We start from the raw sequence: 19,874 nt of genomic DNA, 5'->3' as shown, positions 1-19,874 counted from the left end.
AAGGCGGAGATGTTCCCGCCTGAAGTGCGCGCGCTCGGCGTCGGGCTGTCGTACGCGGTGGCCAATGCGATCTTCGGTGGCTCGGCCGAATATGTTGCGCTGTGGCTCAAGCAGGCGGGCGTCGAGTCAATGTTCTTCTGGTACGTCACGGCGCTGTGCGCGATCGCGGGGCTCGTGTCGCTCAAGATGCGCGATCCGTCGAAGGTCGGTTATCTGCGCGACGAACCGTAATCGACGCGCTACCGGTGAGGGCAGCACGCCGGTGAATATCGGCTACGCTTGACGCCCCGCATCGCTGCAACGCGCGGTCAGAACGGCGGCCTCGGACAATCCGGGCCGCCGTTTTTGCGTTCAGGCAGGCGATATGCGATCGGTCTGCACATTTGCACGTCGCGAAAGCCGCAAACGCCGCAAACGCCGCAAACGCCGCAACGCAGCGCGGTATTGCAATGCATTGCGCCGAAGAGACGCATCGCGCCAAAACACCGCAGCACGCACCACGTATCTGCGCGCCCGGCAAACAAGCTCCAAAGCCAGCGGTTTGCGTCAGCTCCGGCACACTCAACCGACCGGCGTTTCCCCTTCTCCGGGCTTTTTGCCCGGTCGGTCCGACGGCGCCTGCTTACGGTTTTGATCCTGCCGCTCGGGCATCTTGCTCTTTTCGTTGTCGTTGTGTTTCGGCTGGCTCGGATGATGGACATCGCCGCCTGGCTGGTTGGACGTTTGAGTCATTTCTCTGCTCCATTGAAGCCGTACCCGTTAGCGAATCAGCAAACATCGATCCCGCACCGCGGCCACATGCCGCCGGTGTCCGCGCGCGGATTCGCGATAGCGTTTGCTAGACTCGAATTCCGCCAGGCCGCACTGCGCGGGGCCCGATGCACGGCGTCGCACAGTCCACGAGGAGACACCCCGATGACGACAAAAATCGCATTCGAAGATTTCGAGCGGCAGGTCGTGCAGCGCCATTTGATCAAAGGGCATGTGTATGAAAGCGCGGCGACATTGGTCGAGCGCGCGAATGCATGGATTGCGCAGCAGGGTGTCGACGTGATCAACGTGGAGAGCCTGTCGACGTTCGGTTCCGGCGACGACACCAGCGTCAGTCACTGGTACTCGGGCATTCGCGTCTGGTATCGCGCGCAATCATGAGCGGTCGTCGGCCGCGACGAGCGCCCGCGAAACACGACGCCGAAGTGCGGCTATTTGCCCGATACCACCAGTTTGAGTCGGTTCGCGCCGGCAGTCGTCGCGGTGATCTGTGTGCGCGCGTCACGCGCGCCAATGTAAAAGTGCTGGCGCGCCGGTGAATTGACGTCGTGCGTGGCGTCCGGCAGGCACGACGCGATGTCCGCCGCCACCGCTTCCAGTGCCGCGCTGTTCGAGCCGGCATCGCTATGCGGCGTCCATACGCACTGAAAGCTCGCATGCGCGGCACTGCATTGCGCATCGTCACCGTACGGCTGCGCGACGCCCCGGCCGTCGGCGGGCGACAGTTGCGCGAAGCCGTTCGGCGCGGCTGCGACGATCCGTTTAAGCGCGGCGCAAGGGCTCGGTGCGTCGTCGGCGCGCGCCGTCGCCGGGGCGAGCGCGGCCAGCGACAGCGCAACCGTGGCAGCAGCGACGGCCGCATACGTCGCCATCAGGCATGGTCGTCTTACGATGTCGAGCACAGTAGGGTGAACCGTAGTCGCAGCGCTGAACAAGCGCGAACAGGGTGTTTTCATCGGCAGCTCCCCGGTCCAGATCGGCACAGGAACCTGCGTAGCACACTCCGTTCCTGCGCGCTCAACCGGCGCGATCGGCTTCGCGATCGAGCGAACGCGTTTGCTTCAATTCGGGAAAGAAGCGCATCCATAAGAACGCAATGGCGACCGTCGCCAGACCGCCGGCCAGCACCGCGCGCCGCGCGCCCCACCAGCCGGCTGTGAGGCCCGATTCGAACTCGCCGAGCTGATTCGACGTGCCGACGAACAGCGAGTTGACCGCGCTGACGCGGCCCAGCATCTCGTCCGGCGTGCGCAATTGCACGAGCGACAGGCGCACGACGACGCTGATCACGTCCGATGCGCCGAGCACCATCAACGCCAGTAACGACACGATGTACTGATGCGACAGCCCGAACACGGCGGTCGCAATACCGAACACGATTACGCCGCAAAACATCACGAAGCCCGGCCGATGCTTCAACGGAAAGCGCGCGAGCCACAGCGTGCCGGCGAGCGCGCCGATCGCCGATGCGGAGCGCAGCAGACCCAGCCCAAGCGGGCCCGTATGCAGGAAATCACGGGCGAATACCGGCAGCAGTGCGGTGGCGCCGCCGAACAACACGGCGAACAGATCGAGTGACAGCGCGCCGAGGATGACCGGCTCGCTAAAGATAAAGCGAATACCCGAGAACACCGACTCGAGCGTTACCGGCGTGCGCGTCGCGGGTTTCGCGCGCAGTGGAATGCTCGACACGAGCAGCGCCGCCGCGGCAAAGCTCAGCGAACACGCGAGATACGCGGGACCGGCGCCGATACCGTACAGCAACCCGCCGAGCGCCGGGCCGACGATTTGCGCGGCCTGGTTCGCCGAAGTCGACCAGGCGGTCGCGCGGGGCAGCAGCGTGCGCGGCACGACCGCCGGCAACAGCGCAGCCACGGCCGGCGACTCGAACGCACGCGCCGCGCCGACACAGGCGGCGAGCCCATAAATGATCGGCGCATCGAGCCAGCCGGCGTAAGTGCCGAACGCGAAGACGGCGGCGGCCGCGCACTCGACCGCCTGGCAAACCGCGGCGATACGCCGGCGGTCGTAGCGATCGGCGACATGGCCGACTACGAGTGTCAACGCGAACATCGGCAGGAACTGCGCGAGCCCGACGATGCCGAGCGCCAGCGCGCTTTTCGTCAGCGCGTAGATATGCCAGCCCATCGCGACCGCGAGCATCTGGAACGATAGCGACGACAGCACGCGCGTGCACCAGAAGCGCTGGAATGCGCCGCTTAGCGGCAGGTGCTCGCGTACGTCGCTGGCGGACGGCGCGGCGGCGTTGCTTTCGGCGCTTCGACGGGCGCGGCCGCGGCGATTTAAATCAACGGGACTATCGGGACTATCGGGACGATCGGATGACGGTTCGTTCATCGTGTTGTTGTTGTGCCCGGCGAGAGCCGCAGCGCCGCATCCGGACGGCCGGTGGCGGATGACTGGCTAACGAACTGGCTGATCGGAGCGGGCGCCGGCCGGCGCGCCCAAGCGGGGGGAGTTTAATGGAAACAGCGCGAAGACCGCAGGAAAGCGCGCAGGAAAGCGCGCGAGAAAACCGCGAGCAAACGATGAAGGGTCTGCGAGAGGACTGCGCGAAGACGCGACACAGGCGCCGATAAAGCAGGGTGACGACGCGCGTGCGCCGTCTTCGACCCATCAGGCCGCACGCCTCCGATTACTCCGCTTGCGATTGCGTCTTCTGCGGTTTTTTCGGCTTGTCGACTTTGCTGTACTGGAACGCCGGCGTCGCCTTCAGTGCGTCCTTCGTCGCGCCCGGCAGATAGAAGTTGCCGTCGCGGAAATTGAGCGCCTGGATCGGCACCGCGACGTTATGCGACGCGACGCCGAGGAAGCCGCCCGTCGACACGACGGCTGCGGATACCGAGCCGTCCGGCGCGATCACGATGTCAAAAATCGAGCCGATTTTTTCGTTTGAGTCGTTGTAGACCGGTTTTCCGAGAATGCTCTTCTTGGCACTCCAGCCTTGCAGCAGCGCCTGCGACTGCTCGACGCTGACGCCAAGTGTCTGCGTGCCGGCGACCTGCGCATGAGCGCTGGCTGCGGCGGCGAGCACCGCGGCGGCGGTCGCGGCCCGAACAAATGCGGCTGGGAAAAACGCTTTCATATCGACTCCTTTTTTAGTTGGCCCACGTGGGCGAAAGCAACGGAAAGATCTGCCTAGGAGATTACCCCTAGGTAAAAACCCTTATTTAAGATAGAATGTCGACGCTCGCAAAAATTTGAGAATCGTCATGCCGCATCGGTATCAAGTATTTGAAAGGATTGCATTTTCGCTGGTCGTGTTGTCTGCCGTCGTGTGCTCGTCGTTTATTGCGTACGAAAACAGCCCCGGATTGCAGAACGCAGTCAAGGTCACGAAGAGCCTGGACTGGACCGCGGACTATTCCACTGTCTGCGTATCGCCGATGACAGGCCCGTGCGCCGGGTATCCGGGCGACTAACTCAGTCAGGCAAGCGCGACCAGCCGCTACCGTACACGGTCGGGCGCGAATTTGCAGCGGTGGTCCGGACGAGCGCGGGTGAGCACGGAGTGGGCACGGATTTGCGCAACGGGCTGCGTAACCGGCTGCGTAACCGGCTGCGTAACGGGTTTGCGTGAATCAATCAGCGCCGGTCCTTGACCCGCTCGCCCGCATCGCGGGCGAGTCTGCCCGCCTCGCGTAACGCTTCGACGATATCCGCATATACGCGTTCGCGCGTCTGCGGATCGGGCGCACGCAATGCGTACGACGGATGCCATACCGGAACGACACGGCGCCCGCCATGCTCGAGCACCTTGCCGATCACCGTCGTCAGCGACGCGGTGCGCGTTTCGAGCAGTGCCTTCAACGCGGTCGCACCAAGCGCCACCACGACGACCGGTGCCACCGTCGACAACTCCTTGTCCAGCCAGTAACGGCACGCGTCGATTTCGCGCTGCGCCGGCGTCTTGTGCATCCGGCGTTTGCCGCGCGGTTCCCACTTGAAGTGCTTGACCGCATTGGTCACGTAGACGTCGTTGCGATCGACACCCGCGGCGGCGAGCGCGTCGTCGAGCAGTTGCCCTGCGGGCCCGACGAACGGTTTACCGGCACGATCTTCTCTGTCGCCCGGCTGCTCGCCGACCATCATGATCGGTGCGCGCCGCGGTCCGGCACCGGGCACCGGCTGCGTCGCGTCGTGCCATAACGCGCAGCGACGGCACACGTCAAGGCGCGCGGGCTGCTGATGTGGGTCGACGTCGGGCGCGCCGCTGCCTTTGCCAGCGCCCTCGCGGTTTGCTTTTTTGGCGACAGGGTCTCTCCCGGCGTCGCGCGGCGGCTTGTCATGCGTGCTCATCACGAGGGCTCCGCGGTGCGACCGGCGTCATCGGCTCGCCAACGCGCCTTTCTTCTTCGCAAGTTCCTCAGCCATTGCGTAATGGTGCTGGATGGTCGGCAATGCCTTTTGTGCGGTCTTTTTCAGGCTTGCATCCTGACCGTTCTGCGCTTCGTCCTGGAACGCCGCGATCGCGTCCTTGTGGCCTTGCACGCCGAACTTGCTGATATACGCGGAATCGAACTCCGCGCCCTTTAGCGAACGGATGCTGTCGAGCGCCGCGGTATCGGCGCCTTGCGGCGTTTCGACGCCATGCGGGACCGCCATTTTCAACTGCGCGGCAAGCTTCGTATGGTCGGCGATCATATGCGTCGCGAACTGCTTCACGTCCTTGTCGTTCGACCGATGCAATGCCAGTTTCGCCGCATCGATTTCCGTTGCGCCCGCAACCGATGCGGTATGCACGAACTGGCGGTCAGTGTCGGATAGTGCCTGTGAACCATTGGTCGATGACGCGCTCGGGCCATGCGCGGCGTTCTGCGCGTAGGCGATATTGACGCCCGCGACGAGCGGCGCGACGGAAAGGGCCGCGATGACGGCGGCCTGATAGCGATACTTCATAAAAACCTCCGTTACAGGTTACGGGTCGATGCTTGCGCGTCACCGTTCAACGCCGCAATTCACCGCGTCCTCCTTCGAGCGCATCGCCCATTTCATTGAGCGGGTCCGCGAGCGGGTCTTGCAGCGCCGTATGCGCACCCCAATACGGCTCGCTGCCGTAGTAGTCGTGAACCGAGGTTGCCCATCCGCGGTCCGCCATCGACGGCCAGTGATCCTGATCAAATCCCGGCGCATCCTTGACACGCTGTGAGTCGACGTTAAGCACGAAGCACTCGCGATCGGTGTCGAGCGTGAGCACGCTCCACGGAATCGCGAACAGCTTGTCGCCGATGCCGAGAAAGCCGCCGCTCGACATCACCACATACGCGATGCGCCCGGTGCGCACGTCGAGCATGATGTCCTTGACCTTGCCTGCTGTATCGCCGTCGGCGCACAGCACCTTGTTGCCATCGAGTGTGGCCGCCGCCATCACATTGGGGCCCGGGCCGTCGGCCGTACTAGCCCCTTTGCCGGTGACACGCGCGCCTGCGCTGCTTGCCGGTTGGTTGAGCGTCGTCATGATGTTTCTCCCTGGTGGTCGTGCTGATCCCTGTCGGTCCATCAGCGGCCGCGAGTGACCGCGCGATGTACCGAAGATCGAGCAACGGCTATGCCGCAGGTTTGCGCAAGCCGTATGCCCAGCAGGATGGGAGATGGAGCGGCCGCGATGTATCAAGCGTGATGTAGGACGCATACCAAGGGCAGCACTTGATGTACGGCAGTAGTGCGGAATTTCTTGCGCGTAAGCGGACGCGGCGGCGCGCCACGCCGCTCGTTGCCGACATCAACATGCGCAGCGCCTGCGGCAACCTCGCCTGCGGCGCGACACAGCGCGTAAAAAAACCCGTGGCTCGATAGAGCCACGGGTTCTCTGTACAGCCGGTCCGGCGGTCCGAGGGCGCTGCGGCGTGTTGCTGCCGTACGCCGCCGCCCGCTTTCGGCATCACGCCGCAGCGCGCATCGGCATACGCGCGTGCGACGCGGCATCGTCGGCGAGCTTGAAAACCGAGACCGCATCGCGCAGCGCGCGCGCCTGGTCTTCCAGCGACGCAGCCGCGGCGCTTGCCTGCTCGACGAGCGCGGCGTTTTGCTGCGTGACTTCATCCATCTGCGTAACCGCATGCGACACCTGGTCGATGCCGTTGGTCTGCTCGTGCGTCGCGGCCGCAATTTCGCCCATGATGTCGGTCACGCGTTTCACCGATCCGATAATTTCCGTCATCGTCTCGCCGGCCTCGCCGACCAGCGTCGTGCCCACCTTCACGCGCTCGACCGATTGCTCGATCAACTGCTTGATCTCCTTCGCGGCGCTCGACGAGCGCTGCGCGAGACTGCGCACTTCAGCCGCGACCACCGCGAAGCCTCGGCCCTGTTCGCCCGCGCGCGCGGCTTCGACTGCCGCATTGAGCGCGAGAATATTGGTCTGGAATGCGATGCCTTCAATAATGCTGATGATGTCGCCGATGCGGCTCGAGCTTTCGTCGATACCAGTCATCGTTTCGACTACCCGCTGCACGACATCGCTGCCTTTGTCGGCGGTGCCGGAGGCGGTCATCGACATGTTCGCCGCTTCGCGCACGTTGTCCGCGTTCTGCTTCACGGTGCCGGACAATTCCTCCATGCTCGCCGCGGTTTGCTGCAGCGACGCGGCTTGTTCTTCGGTGCGTGCGGACAGGTCGAGATTGCCTGCGGCGACTTCGCGCGTCGCGGTCGCGATCGCATCGCTGCCTTTGCGAACCGTGCGCACGGTATGCGCGAGACTGTCGCGCATTTTCGCGAGGCCGTTCATCAACTGGCCCATTTCGTCGCGCGACGTCACTTCGACCCGGTGCGTCAGATCCCCGGCCGCGATGTGCTCGAAATGCGACAGCGCCGATTCGAGCGGCCGCGCGATCGCGCGACGCAAGCTATACCAGCTATAGACGGCCGCCGCGAGGCCGAGCACGATCGCGCCAATAATCACGCCGCGAAATAGCGAGAAACCGCGCTGCTGCGTTTCGTAGTCATCCTTCGCGGTCGAGAACTGGAAGTGGCGCAGCTTTTCACCGGCCTTGTTGAAATCGGCATAGAGGTCGTTGTTCACGAGGCCCGCTTTCGTGATCGCCTGCTTGTCGCCGCTGCGCAACGCGGCGATGTAGTCGTCGAGCCCCTTGTCCATCGCGTTGCGGGTGCGAATGACCTGCTGCGTCAACTGGTCTTCGTCCGTGCTGCGCGGCAGCGCCAGATATTTGTCCCACAGCTCGTGCGACTGCTTCGCGAACCCCTGTGATTTCGTAATGATACTTTCGAGTTCCGATGACGTCGGGTCGAGCGCGGCGCGCAGCAGCGCGGCACGCTGGCGGGTCAGTACGATCTCCGAATCGCCGATGTAGACCACGCGCGGCAATTTGTTCGCGTACGTCTCGCGATTCGCGTCATTGCTGCTGGACATGCCGGTCAGGCCCAGAATTCCGACTAGCGACAGCAGACAGCCGAGCAGAAACATAGCGACAGCGAGGCGCAACTTGATCGATATTTTCATGAGGTCTCCAGCTTGTTTCGACGTGCGTAGTACGAGCAGGGTTGTTGTTATCTGGGTAACGGCTTGCGCGGATCGAACTTTAGACAGGTCAACGAATACTCCTTCTTCCATATGTTGGGATGCGTTCCCGGCGCACGCATCGTTGACGCCTCAACGAAAAGGAACACGACCCGATAGAGACCGGACGATAAGGCGGGACGCGCGCCAAGCACCGCGGCGGTCCGCGGAACGGATATTGCGCCCATCCCGGGTGGACCAACCGCACAAGGAGGGATAGATGGGCAGCACCTTGAACCCTGATGAAGGCGATCTCGATCGCCCGACCGTGAAACAGACCGCCAACACCACCGGCACACTGGGCCCGAGCGACTCGTCCGATAGCGGAAGCGATGTCGCGGGCGCGAAGCGTCATGAATTCGACCGCGATACCGAGCTGGATAACCATGCGCTCGAAACCGGCGACGAGGAACTGGCGAGCGACACCGACCGGTTTGGCACCGGCGAGCGCGCGGCGGCCGATGGCGACTCGACCCTCGACGAGAACAGCGATATCGATGTCGACCGGGTCATCGATCCGTCCCAGCGCGATGTCAGCGATCAGGCGGGCGGCGACGAAACCGCCGGGCAGGATCGACCGCCGCGCCGCTAAGCGCGCCGATCGCGTCGATACCGCGCGATCTTGCGAAGCGGGCGACGCGCGGGCGGTTGCGTGATGAGCACGATCGGCGCGGGCGCACGCCTTGCTGCATAGCGATCGCTGCGGACGTTGCCGGGCCGGCATTCAGCGCCGGCATGTCCAACATCGTGACCTGAAAAGGGAGGCACCATGTCGCTGATCGTTGCCGCACGTTTCACTACATTTCCGGCTGCCGAGTCGGCCGCCGAACGGCTGTTCTCGGAGGGCTTCGTTGAAGAGGACGTATCGCTCTTTTTTGTTAATCCACGCGGCCAGCACGCGCGTTATCCGATTGGCGGCGACGTCAACAAGGATGCGGCGTCGACCGACGCGCCGAAGGGCGCGGGCATGGGTGTGACGATTGGCGCGATGATCGGCGCGATCGTCGGCGTCGGCGTATTTGCCGCGTTTGCGGCGCCGCTGCTGGTATCGGCGATTGCGGCCGGCGTCGGCGCGTACGTCGGCTCGCTGATTGGCGCGATGAACCGCACGCGTAGCGCCGGCAGACCCGCGCCTGGCGAGCGTGTGCACCACGAGACGCGCGACTCGGGCGTGCTGCTCGCCGTGCACGTGACGCCGCAGACGCAGCCGCGCGCCGCGCAGACGCTGCGTGAAGCGGGTGGCGCCGATATCGAGCGCGCGACCGGCCGCTGGCAGCACGGGCGCTGGGCCGATTTTGATCCGACACGCGCGCCGGTGGAGATCGGCGAAGGCCGCGCGTAAAACCAGGCCGCGCGCGGCGCGCGTGGCGTCCATCACGCCTCGCGCGGCGCGCCAGGCGGTGCAGTGCCTTCCATCGAACGTCAGTGGTCGTGCGATCGCGGTTCGGCGACGGTATGCTTCGCGTGCTGCGCATCGCGGTCGGCCCGCAAGCCGCCGCGTGCAAGACGCCGCTCGGCGGCTCGCACTTCGGCGCGCATCGCGAGCACCTGTGCGCTGACCCTGTGGCGGTTCGCAAGCGCCCACCCGAGTCCGCCGATCATCTTCCGGCCATCGCGCCACAACGCATGCTCGCGCGCAAACATCGCGAGCGCGCCGAAGGTGGTGCGGCAAACCTCAAGCCACGGCAGACGCAGCCACGCGACCCATGCCGCATTGCGCGCCAGCAAGCGCCTTCGTAGCGCAACGTCGTCGTCGCGGCGTGGGCCGTGGTCGGCGGCGCGTTCGCAGTCATTCGCGCGCACCGCGCCGTCATCCCGAACCACCGGCGCCGTGCGGCGCACCGTCAGCTCGCGGCAATAGCCGATCGCGTGGCCCGCGCTCAATACGTCGAGCGCAACCAGCGCTTCCTCGCCGCCGATCACGAGCCGCGGCTCATACCCGCCGACTGCCCGGAACACCGCAGTACGAAACACGCAGGCCCCGGCGAGATAACCGGCCAACGCCGGCTCGGGCCAGCCGGGCACGGTCAGCGGACTCGCGGCCATGCGCGCGCAAGCCGGATCGGTGATGCCGCTTGTACCATCGATAACGCGCGCACTGAGCACCGCGACCTGCGGTGCACCGTCGAGCAGCTTCACCGCCCGCGCGAGCGAACCGGCTTCCCACCAGCTATCGTCGTCGCAGAACGCGACATAGTCGGTGCGCACGCACGCGACCGCGCGGTTGCGCGCCGCGGCGCCCAGATCGGCGCAGCACTGGACCACGCGCACCTGCGGAAACAGCATATCGACGAGTTTGACGGTGTCGTCGCACGACGCGTTGTCCGCGACGAACACCGGCGGCTGCTCGGGCAACGACGTGAGACGCGCGAGCGTGCCCACTAGCTGACCGGCGCGATCACGCGTCAGTACGACCACTGAAATGCGCGGCGGGGCGGGCGTGGGTCTGGGCATGATCGATCTGCCAATGAGGAGACGATATCGATGCGCGATAGCTTTTGTCGCTGTGCGCTAACCACTCATTGCAAACGATATACCTGTAGCGGGCAAAGGTGTGTTCTTTGTCGCTCGTGTCGCTGCATTTTGTCAATCGCGGGCGGCGCGCGTTCCACTTCACCGCGCTCAGCCCCCAGCTGGTGCGTTCAGCGCCTGGGACGCAGGGTGCATGCCGCCGGCCGTCGCCGGCGCGGCGGCGGGCGCATCCTGCAACGAACCGGACTGCGTGCCGGACGTTTGCGTCCAGCCGCCGCCGAGCGCCTTATATAGCGCGACCAGATCGGTGCTGACCTGCGTCGTGCTTTGCGCATACTGCTGCCGCACTTGCGACAGCTGCCGTTCCGCGTCGAGCACGTTGATGAAGTTCGTCAGTCCTTTCCGGTAGCTCTCGCGCGCGAGATCGAACGCGTCCTGCTGCGCGCTTGCACTGCGCTCGAGCGACGTGCGCCGCGCCTGGTCGGTCCGGTACACCGCGAGCGCGTTGTCGACGTCGCGCAGCGCGAGCAGCACCGTCTTGCGGTATTCGAGCGCGGCCTGCGCCTGCTGCGCCTGCGTGACGTGCAGGTTCGACACGAGCGCGCCGCCCTGAAAGACCGGCAGCGAAATCGACGGACCGAACGAGTAGAACAGATGCGACCAGCGCGCGAGATCGCTCGCATGCGTGCCGCGCAAACCGATTTGCCCCGTCAGCGAAATGTCGGGATAGAACTGCGCGACCGCGACGCCGACGTTGGCCGTCGCCGCATGCAGATCGGCTTCCGCACGGCGGATATCCGGACGGCGCCGCGCGAGCGTCGACGGCACGCCGGTCGCGACGACGGGCGGCACCGGCGGCACCGCGGACGGCGTCGACAGTTCGTCGTCGAGTGCGCCAGGCGGCTCGGCGAGCAGATACGACAACCCGTTCAACGCCTGCACGATCTGCTGCTCGAATTGCGGCAACTGTGCGCGCGTCGATTCGAGCTGCGCGGCCGCGCTCTGCACATCCTGCTGGCTCGCGAGCCCGACCTTCGCCTGGCTTTGCGTGAGCTTCAGCACGCCGTCCTGCTCGTCGACCAGGCGTTTTGCGATATCGAGCTGCGCCTGTGCGCCGCGCAACTGCACGTAGGTCTGCGCGACTTCGCCTTCGAGCGACAGCAGCGCATCGTTGCGGCTCTCGACGGCGGCTTCGGTCTGCGCGTTCGCGGCCTCGACCGAGCGCCGCACGCGACCGAACAGATCGAGTTCCCACGATGCATCGAAGCCGGCTTGCCACAGGTTGACCGGCTGCTCGAGCCGGTTCACCAGATTGCGCGCGCCGCTTTGGACCGTGGCGCCCGCGCCCGGCGCAATCTGGTTGACCGGCGAACCGGGCGCACCGAGCTGGTCGATACGGCTGTTGACGTTCGCGTCGTCGACAAAGCCCTTGATGCCGAGTTGCTCACGCGTATAGCTGCCGGTCGCGCGCACATTCGGCAGACCCTGCGCGGCCGCGCCTTGCGCCTGCGCGCGCGCCTCGACGATGCGCAGCACCGCTTCGCGCAAGTCGAGATTGCTTTGCGCGGCACGCTCGATCAGCCGGTCGAGCGTCGGGTCGTTGAAGCTGCGCCACCAGAGTGGGTCGGGGTCCGAGTCTTCGGTCGGTTTCGATGAAACGCTTGTCGCATCGGGCACCTTCGCGGCGCCCGCGCCGGGTTTCGGTGCCTGTCCGGACGCGCTCGCATCGGGTGCGCGCTGCGGATCGCGCCAGTGCGCGGGCGGGTCTTTACCGAGGCCTTCCGGCGCCTTGAAATCGGGGCCGACTGCGCACGCGGTCAGCGTCGCGCATAGCAACGCCAGAAACGCATGAGTGCCCGCTTGCCGCATCGGTGTGCGGCTGGCGCGCGAGGACGGGCACTTATCGCCGCAGCTTGCACGCCCGCCGCACCGGTAGACTTTCGACCCATCCCGCGCGCAGCGCTTGCTGTTCGGCATCATGTCAGTGCGCTCCGCCGCCGGACGCCTTCGCCGGCGAAAAGTAAAACGTGAGCGGAATGCACAGCATGCAAAAGATCGACAGCATCGCGAACACGTCGACATACGCGAGAATCGTCGCCTGGCTGACGAAAGTCTGATACAGATGCCCGGTCGCCGTTTGCATCGCCTGCATTCGCGGCTGCCCGGCGTAGTCCATCACCGCCTGCGTATTTCGCTGCAGCGCGTCGCTATAGTTCTGCGATAGCGGTGTCATATGCTCGGCGAGATGCGCCATGCGCGCCTGGCTGCGTTCGCGGATCAGCGCGGTCGACAACGAAATACCGATCGACCCGGCCACGTTACGGCACATCGTGAACAGCGCGGATGCATCGTTGTGCAGCCGCTGCGGCACGGTCAGATACGCAAGCGTCGTGATCGGCACGAACAGGAAGCCGATCGCGATCGACTGCGCGCTGCGCATCTTCACTAGCGTGGCGTAATCGATGTCCGGCGTCAGCGTATGCGCGTACACGAGCGCGAGCGCCATCAGCATGAAGCCGATCGTGACCAGCGATCGCGTCTGCACATACGGCATCAGCCGGCTGATGACAGGAATCTGCAGCGTGATCAGCACCGCGCCCGGCGACAGCACGAGACCCGCGAGCGTCGCCGTATAGCCGAGCTGCTGCTGCGCGAGCTGCGGCACGAGCACCGCGCTGCCATACAGGATCACTGCGAACACCGCGATCGATACGCAGCCAAGCGCGAAATTGCGGTCTTTCAGGCAGCGCAGGTCGACCACCGGCTTCTTCGTGTACAACAGCCACGCAATCGCGCCGCAAATGCCCAACACCGCGAGCACCGCGAACAGGCGGATAAAGTTCGAGCCGAACCAGTCGTCGTCTTCGCCGCGATCGAGCATCACCTGCAGGCAGCCGAGGCCGATCGAGATCAGCCCGATGCCGATATAGTCGATCGATACCTTGCCGGTGCGCTTGCGTTCCCACGGCGGATCTTCGACCAGCTGCATCACCGCGATCGACGTCAGGATGCCGACCGGCACATTCAGCAGAAACACCCAGCGCCACGTGAAGTTATCGGTAATCCAGCCGCCGAGCGTCGGGCCGAGCACCGGCGCGACGACGATCGCGACCGCGGAGATCGAGAACGCGCGGCCGCGTTGCGCGGGCGGGAACGTGTCGAGAATGATCGACTGCTGGTTCGGCTGCAGACCGCCGCCGAAGAAGCCTTGCAGCAGCCGGAATACGATCAGCTGCCACAGGTCGGTCGCGATGCCGCACAGGAACGAACACACAGTGAACGCGATGATGCAGATCACGAAGTAGCGCTTGCGGCCGAGCACGCGCGCAAAAAATGCGGAGATCGGCAGCACGATGCCATTGGCGACCAGGTACGAGGTCAAGGTCCAGGTCGCTTCGTCGTAGCTCGCGGACATCGTGCCCGCAATATGCGGCAACGCGACATTGACGATCGTCGTGTCCAGCACTTCCATGAACGCGGCCAGCGTGACGACGATCGCAATGACCCACGGGTTCGCGGACGGTCGCCATGCATCGTCGCGCGGCGCGCTCGCACGATCGCGGCGGTTGCTACCACCGTTGCCACGGTCGCCGCCATTGCGGCGCTTGCCGCTCGCGGCAGGACTACCGTGGGTCGTGCTCATCGAACCGGAACGCGGGCTTCTTCATTGAATTTCCTTGCGAGCGAAGGGCGGGAACGATGCGATGCGAATGCGCCGCACTGCATCAATGTGAGTTCTTCAGCAAGGCCCACGCCCGACACTTTCACTGCGCGCACGCGTCACGCATTCGAGTCACACCTGGATATGCGCGACAAGCGGCAGATGGTCCGACGCTCGGCGTGCCAGCGCACTGCGATGCGCGCGGATGTCGACCAGCCGCTCGACCGGGTGCATCCAGATGCGGTCCAGCGACAACACCGGCCAGATCGACGGAAACGTGCGCGGCGCCGGCGCCGCCTTGAAGTGCGTGACGAGCGCGCGCAGTGCATGCCCCCAGACGAACCACTCGTTGATATCGCCGAGCAGGATCACCGGCAGCGCCGGCGTATCGAATGCGGCGATCAGCGATGCGATCTGCGTGCGCCGTTCGCGTGCGGACAGACCGAGATGGGTCGCGACGATGCGCAGCATGCCGCCCGCGCTCGCGATATCGACGTCGAGCGCGCCGCGCGCTTCGCGCTTGCCGAACGACAGGTTTAGCGTGCGTGCGGCGCGCACCGGTAGCCGTGTCAGCACCGCGTTGCCATAGCGCCGCTCAGGCGTATCGAGGGTCGGGCCGGAGATCGCGAGCATATCGGTCGCGTCGCGCAGGATTGGCAGCACGTCGGGCGCATCGTGGCCGCCAAGCGGCACTTCCTGCAGCGCGACGATGTCCGCATCGAGTTCGGCGATCACATCGGCGATGCGCCGCGGCGCATACACGCGGTCGCTGCCGATCGCGCCGTGGATGTTGTAAGTCGCGATGCGCAGCACACGCGCGTCGGTTGCGGTGCTGTCCGTTTGCGTTGACGCCGCGAATCGTTCATGCAGCGAGGATTCGTTCATCAGCGCGTGCATAGGCGCGTTCATAGGTCCATTCATAGGTCCTTTCATCGATGCGTTCACAGGCGCGTTTGAGGGGGTAATCCATCGAGGCGGCGATTGGGGCCTTCATGAGCGGTGCCTTCACGAGCGGCGCGCGAAAAACCGGTGCAGCGCGACCGACAGCCCGACCAGCACCGCACCGATCGCAGCGACCAGCAAAATGCCGGTCAGCGACGGATGGTGAACCGCGGCGACCAGTTGCTGCGCAAACGTCGTCGCGAGCACGATCCCCGGCGCCATTCCGAGTGCGGTGCCGGCGAGATAGTCGCGAAGACCGATATGCGACGCGCCGGCGACCAGATTGATCAGTGTGAACGGCGCAACCGGCACGATGCGCGCGATCACGATCGCGACGAAGCCTTTTTTGCCGAGTTTTTCGCTGATCCGGTTGATGCGCGAGCCGGCCAGATCCCGCACCGCATCGTGGCCAAGTGCCGCGCCCGCGTAATAGGTGAGCGCCGCCGAAATCAGCGTGCCGCTGAACGCGTATGCGCTGCCGGCGAGCGCGCCGAACACGAAGCCGCTGACCGCGATCAGCAGCGTGACCGGCACCGACACGCTGGCGGCGAGCACATACACCGCGACGATCGCCAGCGGCCCGAAGCGCGAGCCGTGCAACTCGTGCGCCGCATGCACCAGCGCGGCAAAACTCAGCATGTCGCGTAGCGGCGTAAAGCGCCACAGCACCGCGAGCACCGCGACGAACAGCGCGAAGCTGCCGAGCGCGAGCAGTTTGCCGCGCAGCGGCCGGCTTTCCGCCTCCGGCAGAAACTGGCGGACGAGTTCTTGTGGCGCGAGCGGCGCTTCAGGATCGAACACCGACATCCGCGTGGCCAGTTCGCCCGATTCGTCGGGCACGACCGGGTCGAGCGCCGCGAGCGTGCGCTCGCCGTGCCGCAGCGATGCAATGGCGGTGTTCAGCCGCTGCGTCGCGAGCGCGCTGGCGACCGCGGCGGGCGTGGTGTCCAGATGTTCGGCAAGCAGCCGGTCGCGCACCGACGCGATCATCGCGCGCACGCGCGGGTCGCCGCGCGCGTCGAGCGCGATATTGCATTCGGTATCGAGCACCATCGAGCGGTTGTTCAGGTTCGCGCTACCGATCAGCAGCAACTCGTCGTCGACGGTCATCAACTTGCTATGCACATTGATGAACTCATCGTGCGCGGTCCCGCCGATCGTCGGCGCGAGCATCGCATAGTGGCCGTGCTGGTCCGACTGCTTGATCAGCCTATGCAGGCGCGCGCGCATCACGCCCATCGTCGTGTGCTGAAGCCACCCGGTCTGACGTTCGGGGCCGACCACCGCGATGTCCGGGCCGTTCGGCTGCGCGAGGCTGGCCGCCAGCGCGGCGCCGACCCGGCTCGCGGTGAAGTACTGATTCTCGATATAGATGCTGTCGCGCGCCCGCGCGATCGCGTCGAGATACATCCGCTCGATCTGCTGGACACCGGCGCGGTTCGCATACGCGGGCTCGGTCAGCGCGATACCGAGTTCGACGTTTTCGATATCGGCGCGCACATGCTCGGGCCAAGGGTCGGAGCACGCGGTATCGGCGGCGCCTGCCGCAGTCCCGCATACCGGCGGCAGTTCGATGCGCCGCGCCGACGCGCGCCGCCAGCGCTCGCGCGCCAGTTCGCCGAGCGCCGCGGCCGCCGGGCCGTCGAACATCGCGTGCACGTCGTGCATCGGCTGATACGGCGCCGCGTTCGCGTTGCGGCGCAGCGGCGCGTGCGGCTCGTGCTCGGGCGTGTCCCAGCGCGAGCGGGTCAGATCGATGCCGCCGGCGAACGCGACGCGGTCATCGACGACGACAATCTTCTGATGATGCGATCCGCCCAGCGGATGACGGCCGTCAAGCTGAAAGCGCACACGGCGATGCGTGCGCCAGCCGAGCTTGTACACCGGCAGCCACTCGCGCTCGAACGCATAAAGCATCGCGAAGTCCCATGCGAGCACGTAGATGCGCAAATGCCGTTGCTTTTCGACGAGCGCGCAGAGAAAATCGGCAAGGCCGGCGGGCAGCCCGTCGCGTGCCCCTTCGGGTGTCAATTGCAGACGGCTGTCGATATCCCAGCCGACAATGAAAATCGTATTGCGCGCACGTGCCATCGCGGCGCGCACCGCATCGAAATAGTCGGCGGCATCGATCAGCACGCGCAGGCGGTTCGCGCACCGTAACCATTCGCAGGTGCGCCCGGGTTCCAGCCACGCGTCGGGCGGCGTGGAAGAAGGGGGGCGGCCAGGGTCCGCCGATGGGTCGTCCAGTATTTGTCCTGCCTCGCGCATCATCATTGAACGGGTGGCTCCGTTGCTTCACGGTTTGACGTGGTTTGACGTGCGAAGCACGGGCTGTGCCGCACCCGTCGGTGCGTGTGTCGCGGGTCGCGCGAGCGGCGCGCCGGGAATGCGGCTTGCTCTTGTCTGTTGATGTTTCGCGGGGCTGTTAAAGATCACCGGAAAGGAGAACGCGCATGACCCAATACGAAATGCAGCTCCTGCAAACGGACGTCCGCATGCTGATGATCGCCGACGGCGGCCCGATCGAATTCTTTCCCGGCGATGGCCAGAACGGCAAGGCCTATGCGGCGTTGCACACGAACTCGCTCGCCGAACTGAGCAGCTGGCGCGAGGTGCTGCAGGCAAGCGGGCGCCCGCACCGGCTGTTCAACCACGCGTACGACTACCGGCAGGAATTCAACGATCCCGACTGGTGAGCGCCGGCCACGCGATTCACGCGTGCTTTCAGCACTATTTCAGATAAACCTTCGGCGTCACGGAAAGCCCGAGCGGCAACGGATGATCGTCCGGCATCCCGCTATCGATCAGGATCTTTACCGGCACCCGTTGCACGATTTTCACGAAGTTGCCGGTTGCGTTTTCCGCGGGGAATGCGGAAAAACGCGAGCCGCTGCCGAGCTGGATACTGTCGACGTGGCCGTGCAGTTCGAGATCCGGGTACGCGTCGATATCCACTTTCACCTTGTCGCCGGCGCGCATTCGCGTCAGTTGCGACTCCTTGAAGTTCGCAGTCACCCAAACCTGCGGCGTGACAATCGAAAAGAGCGAGGTGCCCGCCTGCAGGAAGCTGCCGTATTGCACGTTGCGCCGGGTGACCCAGCCGTCCGATGGCGCGCGGATCTCGCAATACGACAGGTTCAATTCGGCCTGCTCGAGTTGCGCGCGTGCCTGCTCGACCTGTTGCTGCCGTTCGGCGACGGCCGCCTGGGTCTGGCGAATCTGCTGCGGCACGAGGCTCGCCGTCTGCAGTTGCGCGCGCGCCTGCTGTACGCTTGCACTGGCGGTTTGCTGCTGTGCGTCGGCGGCGTCGATGTTCTGCTGCGACGTCGCGCGAACGTCGACTGAATGCTGCCGCTGATACGCGGCCTGCGCTTGCGTGAGGTTCGCCTGCGCGGAGCGCACCTGTGCCTTCGCCTGCTGGAATTGCGCCGGATACTGGACCCGTGCGATATCGAGCTGGACCTGCGCGGACTGCAGTTGCGCCTGCGCGAGGCCAAGTTGTGCCTTCGCCTGATCGACCGCGGCGACGTAGTCGCGCTTGTCGATCACCACCAGCAGATCGCCTCGGTGAACGTGCGTGTTGTCGTTGACCGCGAGCGTGACGACGTAGCCCGACACCTTCGGCGCAATCGTGATCGCATTGCCGTCGGTGTACGCATCGTCGGTGCTGACCTCGTTGCGGGTTGCGAATGCCCAGATGCCGGCGCCGGCGATCAGCACCAGCACCAGCGCGGCGAGAATGATCAGCGGTTTGCGGCTGCGCGGCTTTTTGTCCGGGTCGTCGCTGTCTTTGCCGTTACCGTCATTGTCCGATTGGTGTGCGCTGTCGTCGTGGTGCGCGTCATCGCGATCGCCGGCGGCGCTTGCCGCGCGGACGTTGCGATCCGCCTCGCCCGACATGCGCCGATCGTCATCACGCGACGTGCGGTGCGTCGACTCTTCCCGCCGGCCCTGTTCACCGCGCTTCACATCGTGTTCGCGGTCGCTTGCCGCACGGCGTTCGCCGCGCAGCCCTTCATGCGCACCGGGTTCCTGCGCCGGACCTTCAGCCATGGCGCGCCACACGTTTGTTCAGGTCGTTCAGACAGTGGCCGGTTGCCAGCATCACGGCTTGCCGCCCTGGTCCGAAGCGGGACGGCCGGACCGGTCCTTGTCGGGCGAAGAAGCCGGGTCGATGCGCGTCGTGCCGCCGGTCGCGGGCGGATCGCTGGCGGGGAACGTGTCCTCGACAGCCTGGTCGATTTCCTTTTCCGAGCGTTCCGAATGCGGATGCTTTTCGTCGTGGCGTTTGGGCGCCGACTTGCCGGATAGTGCGAAAGCAAAACAGACGCGCGACGGCGCCACGCGCGGTTTGTTGCGGGGCATTTCGTGGCCGAGCATGAAATTCTCCGTGGATTGAACTGTGACAAGCGCTTCAGCAAGTCGCGTTCCGCGTCGCCCGATGCGGCGATGCGGCAAACCCAGTGCATGGCTCGCGCGGGCTGCGATGCG

At 65.3% G+C, this 19,874-nt stretch carries 20 protein-coding genes and 1 pseudogene; 5 read left to right on the top strand and 16 right to left on the bottom strand.

The genetic code is table 11. From position 1 onward, the window contains the following. Positions 1 to 231, top strand: a pseudogene (locus tag BX592_RS28240) (alpha-ketoglutarate permease); the annotation flags it as partial. 330 nt (positions 232 to 561) lie between these two features. Here BX592_RS28240 and BX592_RS34045 read toward each other — a convergent pair. Beyond that, positions 562 to 732 (bottom strand): hypothetical protein, encoded by a 171-nt coding sequence (locus tag BX592_RS34045; protein WP_166676490.1) that lies wholly within the window; start codon positions 730 to 732, stop codon positions 562 to 564. 183 nt (positions 733 to 915) lie between these two features. Between BX592_RS34045 and BX592_RS28235 the strand changes: the two genes are divergently transcribed. Continuing rightward, the gene (locus BX592_RS28235) at positions 916 to 1,152 is read left to right on the top strand and encodes a hypothetical protein (RefSeq protein WP_134196576.1); all 237 of its coding nucleotides are present in this window, start codon (positions 916 to 918) and stop codon (positions 1,150 to 1,152) included. Positions 1,153 to 1,202: 50 nt separating this feature from the next. On the opposite strand, the gene BX592_RS28230 is transcribed toward BX592_RS28235, so the two are convergent. The 7 genes from BX592_RS28230 to BX592_RS34940 all read right to left on the bottom strand — a co-directional run bounded on the left by BX592_RS28230 (position 1,203) and on the right by BX592_RS34940 (position 8,251). Further along, entirely contained in the window at positions 1,203 to 1,643 is a 441-nt protein-coding gene (locus BX592_RS28230) for a hypothetical protein (protein ID WP_134196587.1), read from the bottom strand. Positions 1,644 to 1,788: 145 nt separating this feature from the next. After that, on the bottom strand, positions 1,789 to 3,129 hold the full coding sequence (locus BX592_RS28225; protein WP_134196575.1) for an MFS transporter: 1,341 nt from the start codon (positions 3,127 to 3,129) through the stop codon (positions 1,789 to 1,791). Positions 3,130 to 3,427: 298 nt separating this feature from the next. Further along, a complete protein-coding gene (locus BX592_RS28220) occupies positions 3,428 to 3,877 on the bottom strand; it encodes a PRC-barrel domain-containing protein (RefSeq protein ID WP_134196574.1) in 450 nt (149 codons plus the stop codon). A gap of 500 nt (positions 3,878 to 4,377) precedes the next feature. Continuing rightward, positions 4,378 to 5,091 carry a UdgX family uracil-DNA binding protein gene (locus BX592_RS28210; protein ID WP_134196572.1) on the bottom strand — a complete coding sequence of 238 codons (714 nt, stop codon included), beginning with the start codon at positions 5,089 to 5,091 and terminating at the stop codon, positions 4,378 to 4,380. A 27-nt stretch (positions 5,092 to 5,118) separates the two neighbouring features. Continuing rightward, entirely contained in the window at positions 5,119 to 5,691 is a 573-nt protein-coding gene (locus tag BX592_RS28205; protein ID WP_134196571.1) for a DUF4142 domain-containing protein, read from the bottom strand. A 46-nt stretch (positions 5,692 to 5,737) separates the two neighbouring features. Then, positions 5,738 to 6,250, bottom strand: a complete 513-nt coding sequence (locus tag BX592_RS28200; RefSeq protein WP_134196570.1) for a PRC-barrel domain-containing protein — start codon at positions 6,248 to 6,250, stop codon at positions 5,738 to 5,740. Positions 6,251 to 6,673: 423 nt separating this feature from the next. Then, on the bottom strand, positions 6,674 to 8,251 hold the full coding sequence (locus BX592_RS34940) for a methyl-accepting chemotaxis protein (RefSeq protein WP_166676489.1): 1,578 nt from the start codon (positions 8,249 to 8,251) through the stop codon (positions 6,674 to 6,676). Positions 8,252 to 8,528: 277 nt separating this feature from the next. Here BX592_RS34940 and BX592_RS28190 point away from each other — a divergent pair, with 277 nt between their 5' ends. Further along, positions 8,529 to 8,900 (top strand): chemotaxis protein, encoded by a 372-nt coding sequence (locus tag BX592_RS28190; RefSeq protein ID WP_134196568.1) that lies wholly within the window; start codon positions 8,529 to 8,531, stop codon positions 8,898 to 8,900. 177 nt (positions 8,901 to 9,077) lie between these two features. Beyond that, complete coding sequence (locus tag BX592_RS28185; RefSeq protein WP_134196567.1) at positions 9,078 to 9,650, top strand: hypothetical protein; 573 nt, start codon at positions 9,078 to 9,080, stop codon at positions 9,648 to 9,650. Positions 9,651 to 9,730: 80 nt separating this feature from the next. Here BX592_RS28185 and BX592_RS28180 read toward each other — a convergent pair whose 3' ends face one another. The 6 genes from BX592_RS28180 to BX592_RS28160 form a co-directional block, all read right to left on the bottom strand. Next, positions 9,731 to 10,762, bottom strand: coding sequence for a glycosyltransferase family 2 protein (locus tag BX592_RS28180; RefSeq protein ID WP_134196566.1), 1,032 nt, complete (start codon positions 10,760 to 10,762; stop codon positions 9,731 to 9,733). A gap of 168 nt (positions 10,763 to 10,930) precedes the next feature. Further along, positions 10,931 to 12,649: an efflux transporter outer membrane subunit gene (locus BX592_RS28175; RefSeq protein ID WP_134196586.1), complete on the bottom strand. Its 1,719-nt coding sequence runs from the start codon at positions 12,647 to 12,649 to the stop codon at positions 10,931 to 10,933. A 112-nt stretch (positions 12,650 to 12,761) separates the two neighbouring features. After that, positions 12,762 to 14,423 (bottom strand): DHA2 family efflux MFS transporter permease subunit, encoded by a 1,662-nt coding sequence (locus tag BX592_RS28170; RefSeq protein WP_134196565.1) that lies wholly within the window; start codon positions 14,421 to 14,423, stop codon positions 12,762 to 12,764. A gap of 150 nt (positions 14,424 to 14,573) precedes the next feature. After that, complete coding sequence (locus tag BX592_RS28165; RefSeq protein WP_377681552.1) at positions 14,574 to 15,362, bottom strand: endonuclease/exonuclease/phosphatase family protein; 789 nt, start codon at positions 15,360 to 15,362, stop codon at positions 14,574 to 14,576. Then, positions 15,304 to 15,435 carry a hypothetical protein gene (locus BX592_RS34935; RefSeq protein ID WP_279589210.1) on the bottom strand — a complete coding sequence of 44 codons (132 nt, stop codon included), beginning with the start codon at positions 15,433 to 15,435 and terminating at the stop codon, positions 15,304 to 15,306. Before BX592_RS34935 ends, BX592_RS28165 begins: the two co-directional genes overlap by 59 nt. 11 nt (positions 15,436 to 15,446) lie before the next feature. Beyond that, complete coding sequence (locus BX592_RS28160; protein WP_134196563.1) at positions 15,447 to 17,657, bottom strand: VTT domain-containing protein; 2,211 nt, start codon at positions 17,655 to 17,657, stop codon at positions 15,447 to 15,449. A 179-nt stretch (positions 17,658 to 17,836) separates the two neighbouring features. Here BX592_RS28160 and BX592_RS28155 point away from each other — a divergent pair, with 179 nt between their 5' ends. Continuing rightward, the gene (locus BX592_RS28155; protein WP_134196562.1) at positions 17,837 to 18,079 is read left to right on the top strand and encodes a hypothetical protein; all 243 of its coding nucleotides are present in this window, start codon (positions 17,837 to 17,839) and stop codon (positions 18,077 to 18,079) included. Between the two features lie 34 nt (positions 18,080 to 18,113). Here the strand turns inward: BX592_RS28155 and BX592_RS28150 are convergent, their stop codons facing one another. Both BX592_RS28150 and BX592_RS28145 read right to left on the bottom strand, forming a co-directional pair. Further along, positions 18,114 to 19,283, bottom strand: a complete 1,170-nt coding sequence (locus tag BX592_RS28150) for an HlyD family secretion protein (protein ID WP_134196585.1) — start codon at positions 19,281 to 19,283, stop codon at positions 18,114 to 18,116. Between the two features lie 204 nt (positions 19,284 to 19,487). Continuing rightward, positions 19,488 to 19,763: a hypothetical protein gene (locus tag BX592_RS28145; protein ID WP_208327991.1), complete on the bottom strand. Its 276-nt coding sequence runs from the start codon at positions 19,761 to 19,763 to the stop codon at positions 19,488 to 19,490. Positions 19,764 to 19,874 lie beyond the last annotated feature (111 nt).

The organism is Paraburkholderia rhizosphaerae (assembly GCF_004366595.1).
In the GTDB taxonomy this organism is placed as follows: domain Bacteria; phylum Pseudomonadota; class Gammaproteobacteria; order Burkholderiales; family Burkholderiaceae; genus Paraburkholderia; species Paraburkholderia rhizosphaerae.
This window is presented reverse-complemented; position numbering and strand designations above follow the sequence as displayed.

Coding starts and splice junctions, on each gene's coding strand:
- BX592_RS28205 (WP_134196571.1), bottom strand. CDS start 5,691: ATGAAGTATCGCTATCAGGCCGCCGTCATCGCGGCCCTTTCCGTCGCG.
- BX592_RS28160 (WP_134196563.1), bottom strand. CDS start 17,657: ATGATGATGCGCGAGGCAGGACAAATACTGGACGACCCATCGGCGGAC.
- BX592_RS28175 (WP_134196586.1), bottom strand. CDS start 12,649: ATGCGGCAAGCGGGCACTCATGCGTTTCTGGCGTTGCTATGCGCGACG.
- BX592_RS28185 (WP_134196567.1), top strand. CDS start 9,078: ATGTCGCTGATCGTTGCCGCACGTTTCACTACATTTCCGGCTGCCGAG.
- BX592_RS28200 (WP_134196570.1), bottom strand. CDS start 6,250: ATGACGACGCTCAACCAACCGGCAAGCAGCGCAGGCGCGCGTGTCACC.
- BX592_RS34940 (WP_166676489.1), bottom strand. CDS start 8,251: ATGAAAATATCGATCAAGTTGCGCCTCGCTGTCGCTATGTTTCTGCTC.
- BX592_RS28235 (WP_134196576.1), top strand. CDS start 916: ATGACGACAAAAATCGCATTCGAAGATTTCGAGCGGCAGGTCGTGCAG.
- BX592_RS28145 (WP_208327991.1), bottom strand. CDS start 19,763: ATGCTCGGCCACGAAATGCCCCGCAACAAACCGCGCGTGGCGCCGTCG.
- BX592_RS28210 (WP_134196572.1), bottom strand. CDS start 5,091: ATGAGCACGCATGACAAGCCGCCGCGCGACGCCGGGAGAGACCCTGTC.
- BX592_RS34045 (WP_166676490.1), bottom strand. CDS start 732: ATGACTCAAACGTCCAACCAGCCAGGCGGCGATGTCCATCATCCGAGC.
- BX592_RS28220 (WP_134196574.1), bottom strand. CDS start 3,877: ATGAAAGCGTTTTTCCCAGCCGCATTTGTTCGGGCCGCGACCGCCGCC.
- BX592_RS28170 (WP_134196565.1), bottom strand. CDS start 14,423: ATGAGCACGACCCACGGTAGTCCTGCCGCGAGCGGCAAGCGCCGCAAT.
- BX592_RS34935 (WP_279589210.1), bottom strand. CDS start 15,435: ATGAAGGCCCCAATCGCCGCCTCGATGGATTACCCCCTCAAACGCGCC.
- BX592_RS28150 (WP_134196585.1), bottom strand. CDS start 19,283: ATGTCGGGCGAGGCGGATCGCAACGTCCGCGCGGCAAGCGCCGCCGGC.
- BX592_RS28180 (WP_134196566.1), bottom strand. CDS start 10,762: ATGCCCAGACCCACGCCCGCCCCGCCGCGCATTTCAGTGGTCGTACTG.
- BX592_RS28190 (WP_134196568.1), top strand. CDS start 8,529: ATGGGCAGCACCTTGAACCCTGATGAAGGCGATCTCGATCGCCCGACC.
- BX592_RS28230 (WP_134196587.1), bottom strand. CDS start 1,643: ATGGCGACGTATGCGGCCGTCGCTGCTGCCACGGTTGCGCTGTCGCTG.
- BX592_RS28165 (WP_377681552.1), bottom strand. CDS start 15,362: ATGAATGGACCTATGAACGCGCCTATGCACGCGCTGATGAACGAATCC.
- BX592_RS28225 (WP_134196575.1), bottom strand. CDS start 3,129: ATGAACGAACCGTCATCCGATCGTCCCGATAGTCCCGATAGTCCCGTT.
- BX592_RS28155 (WP_134196562.1), top strand. CDS start 17,837: ATGACCCAATACGAAATGCAGCTCCTGCAAACGGACGTCCGCATGCTG.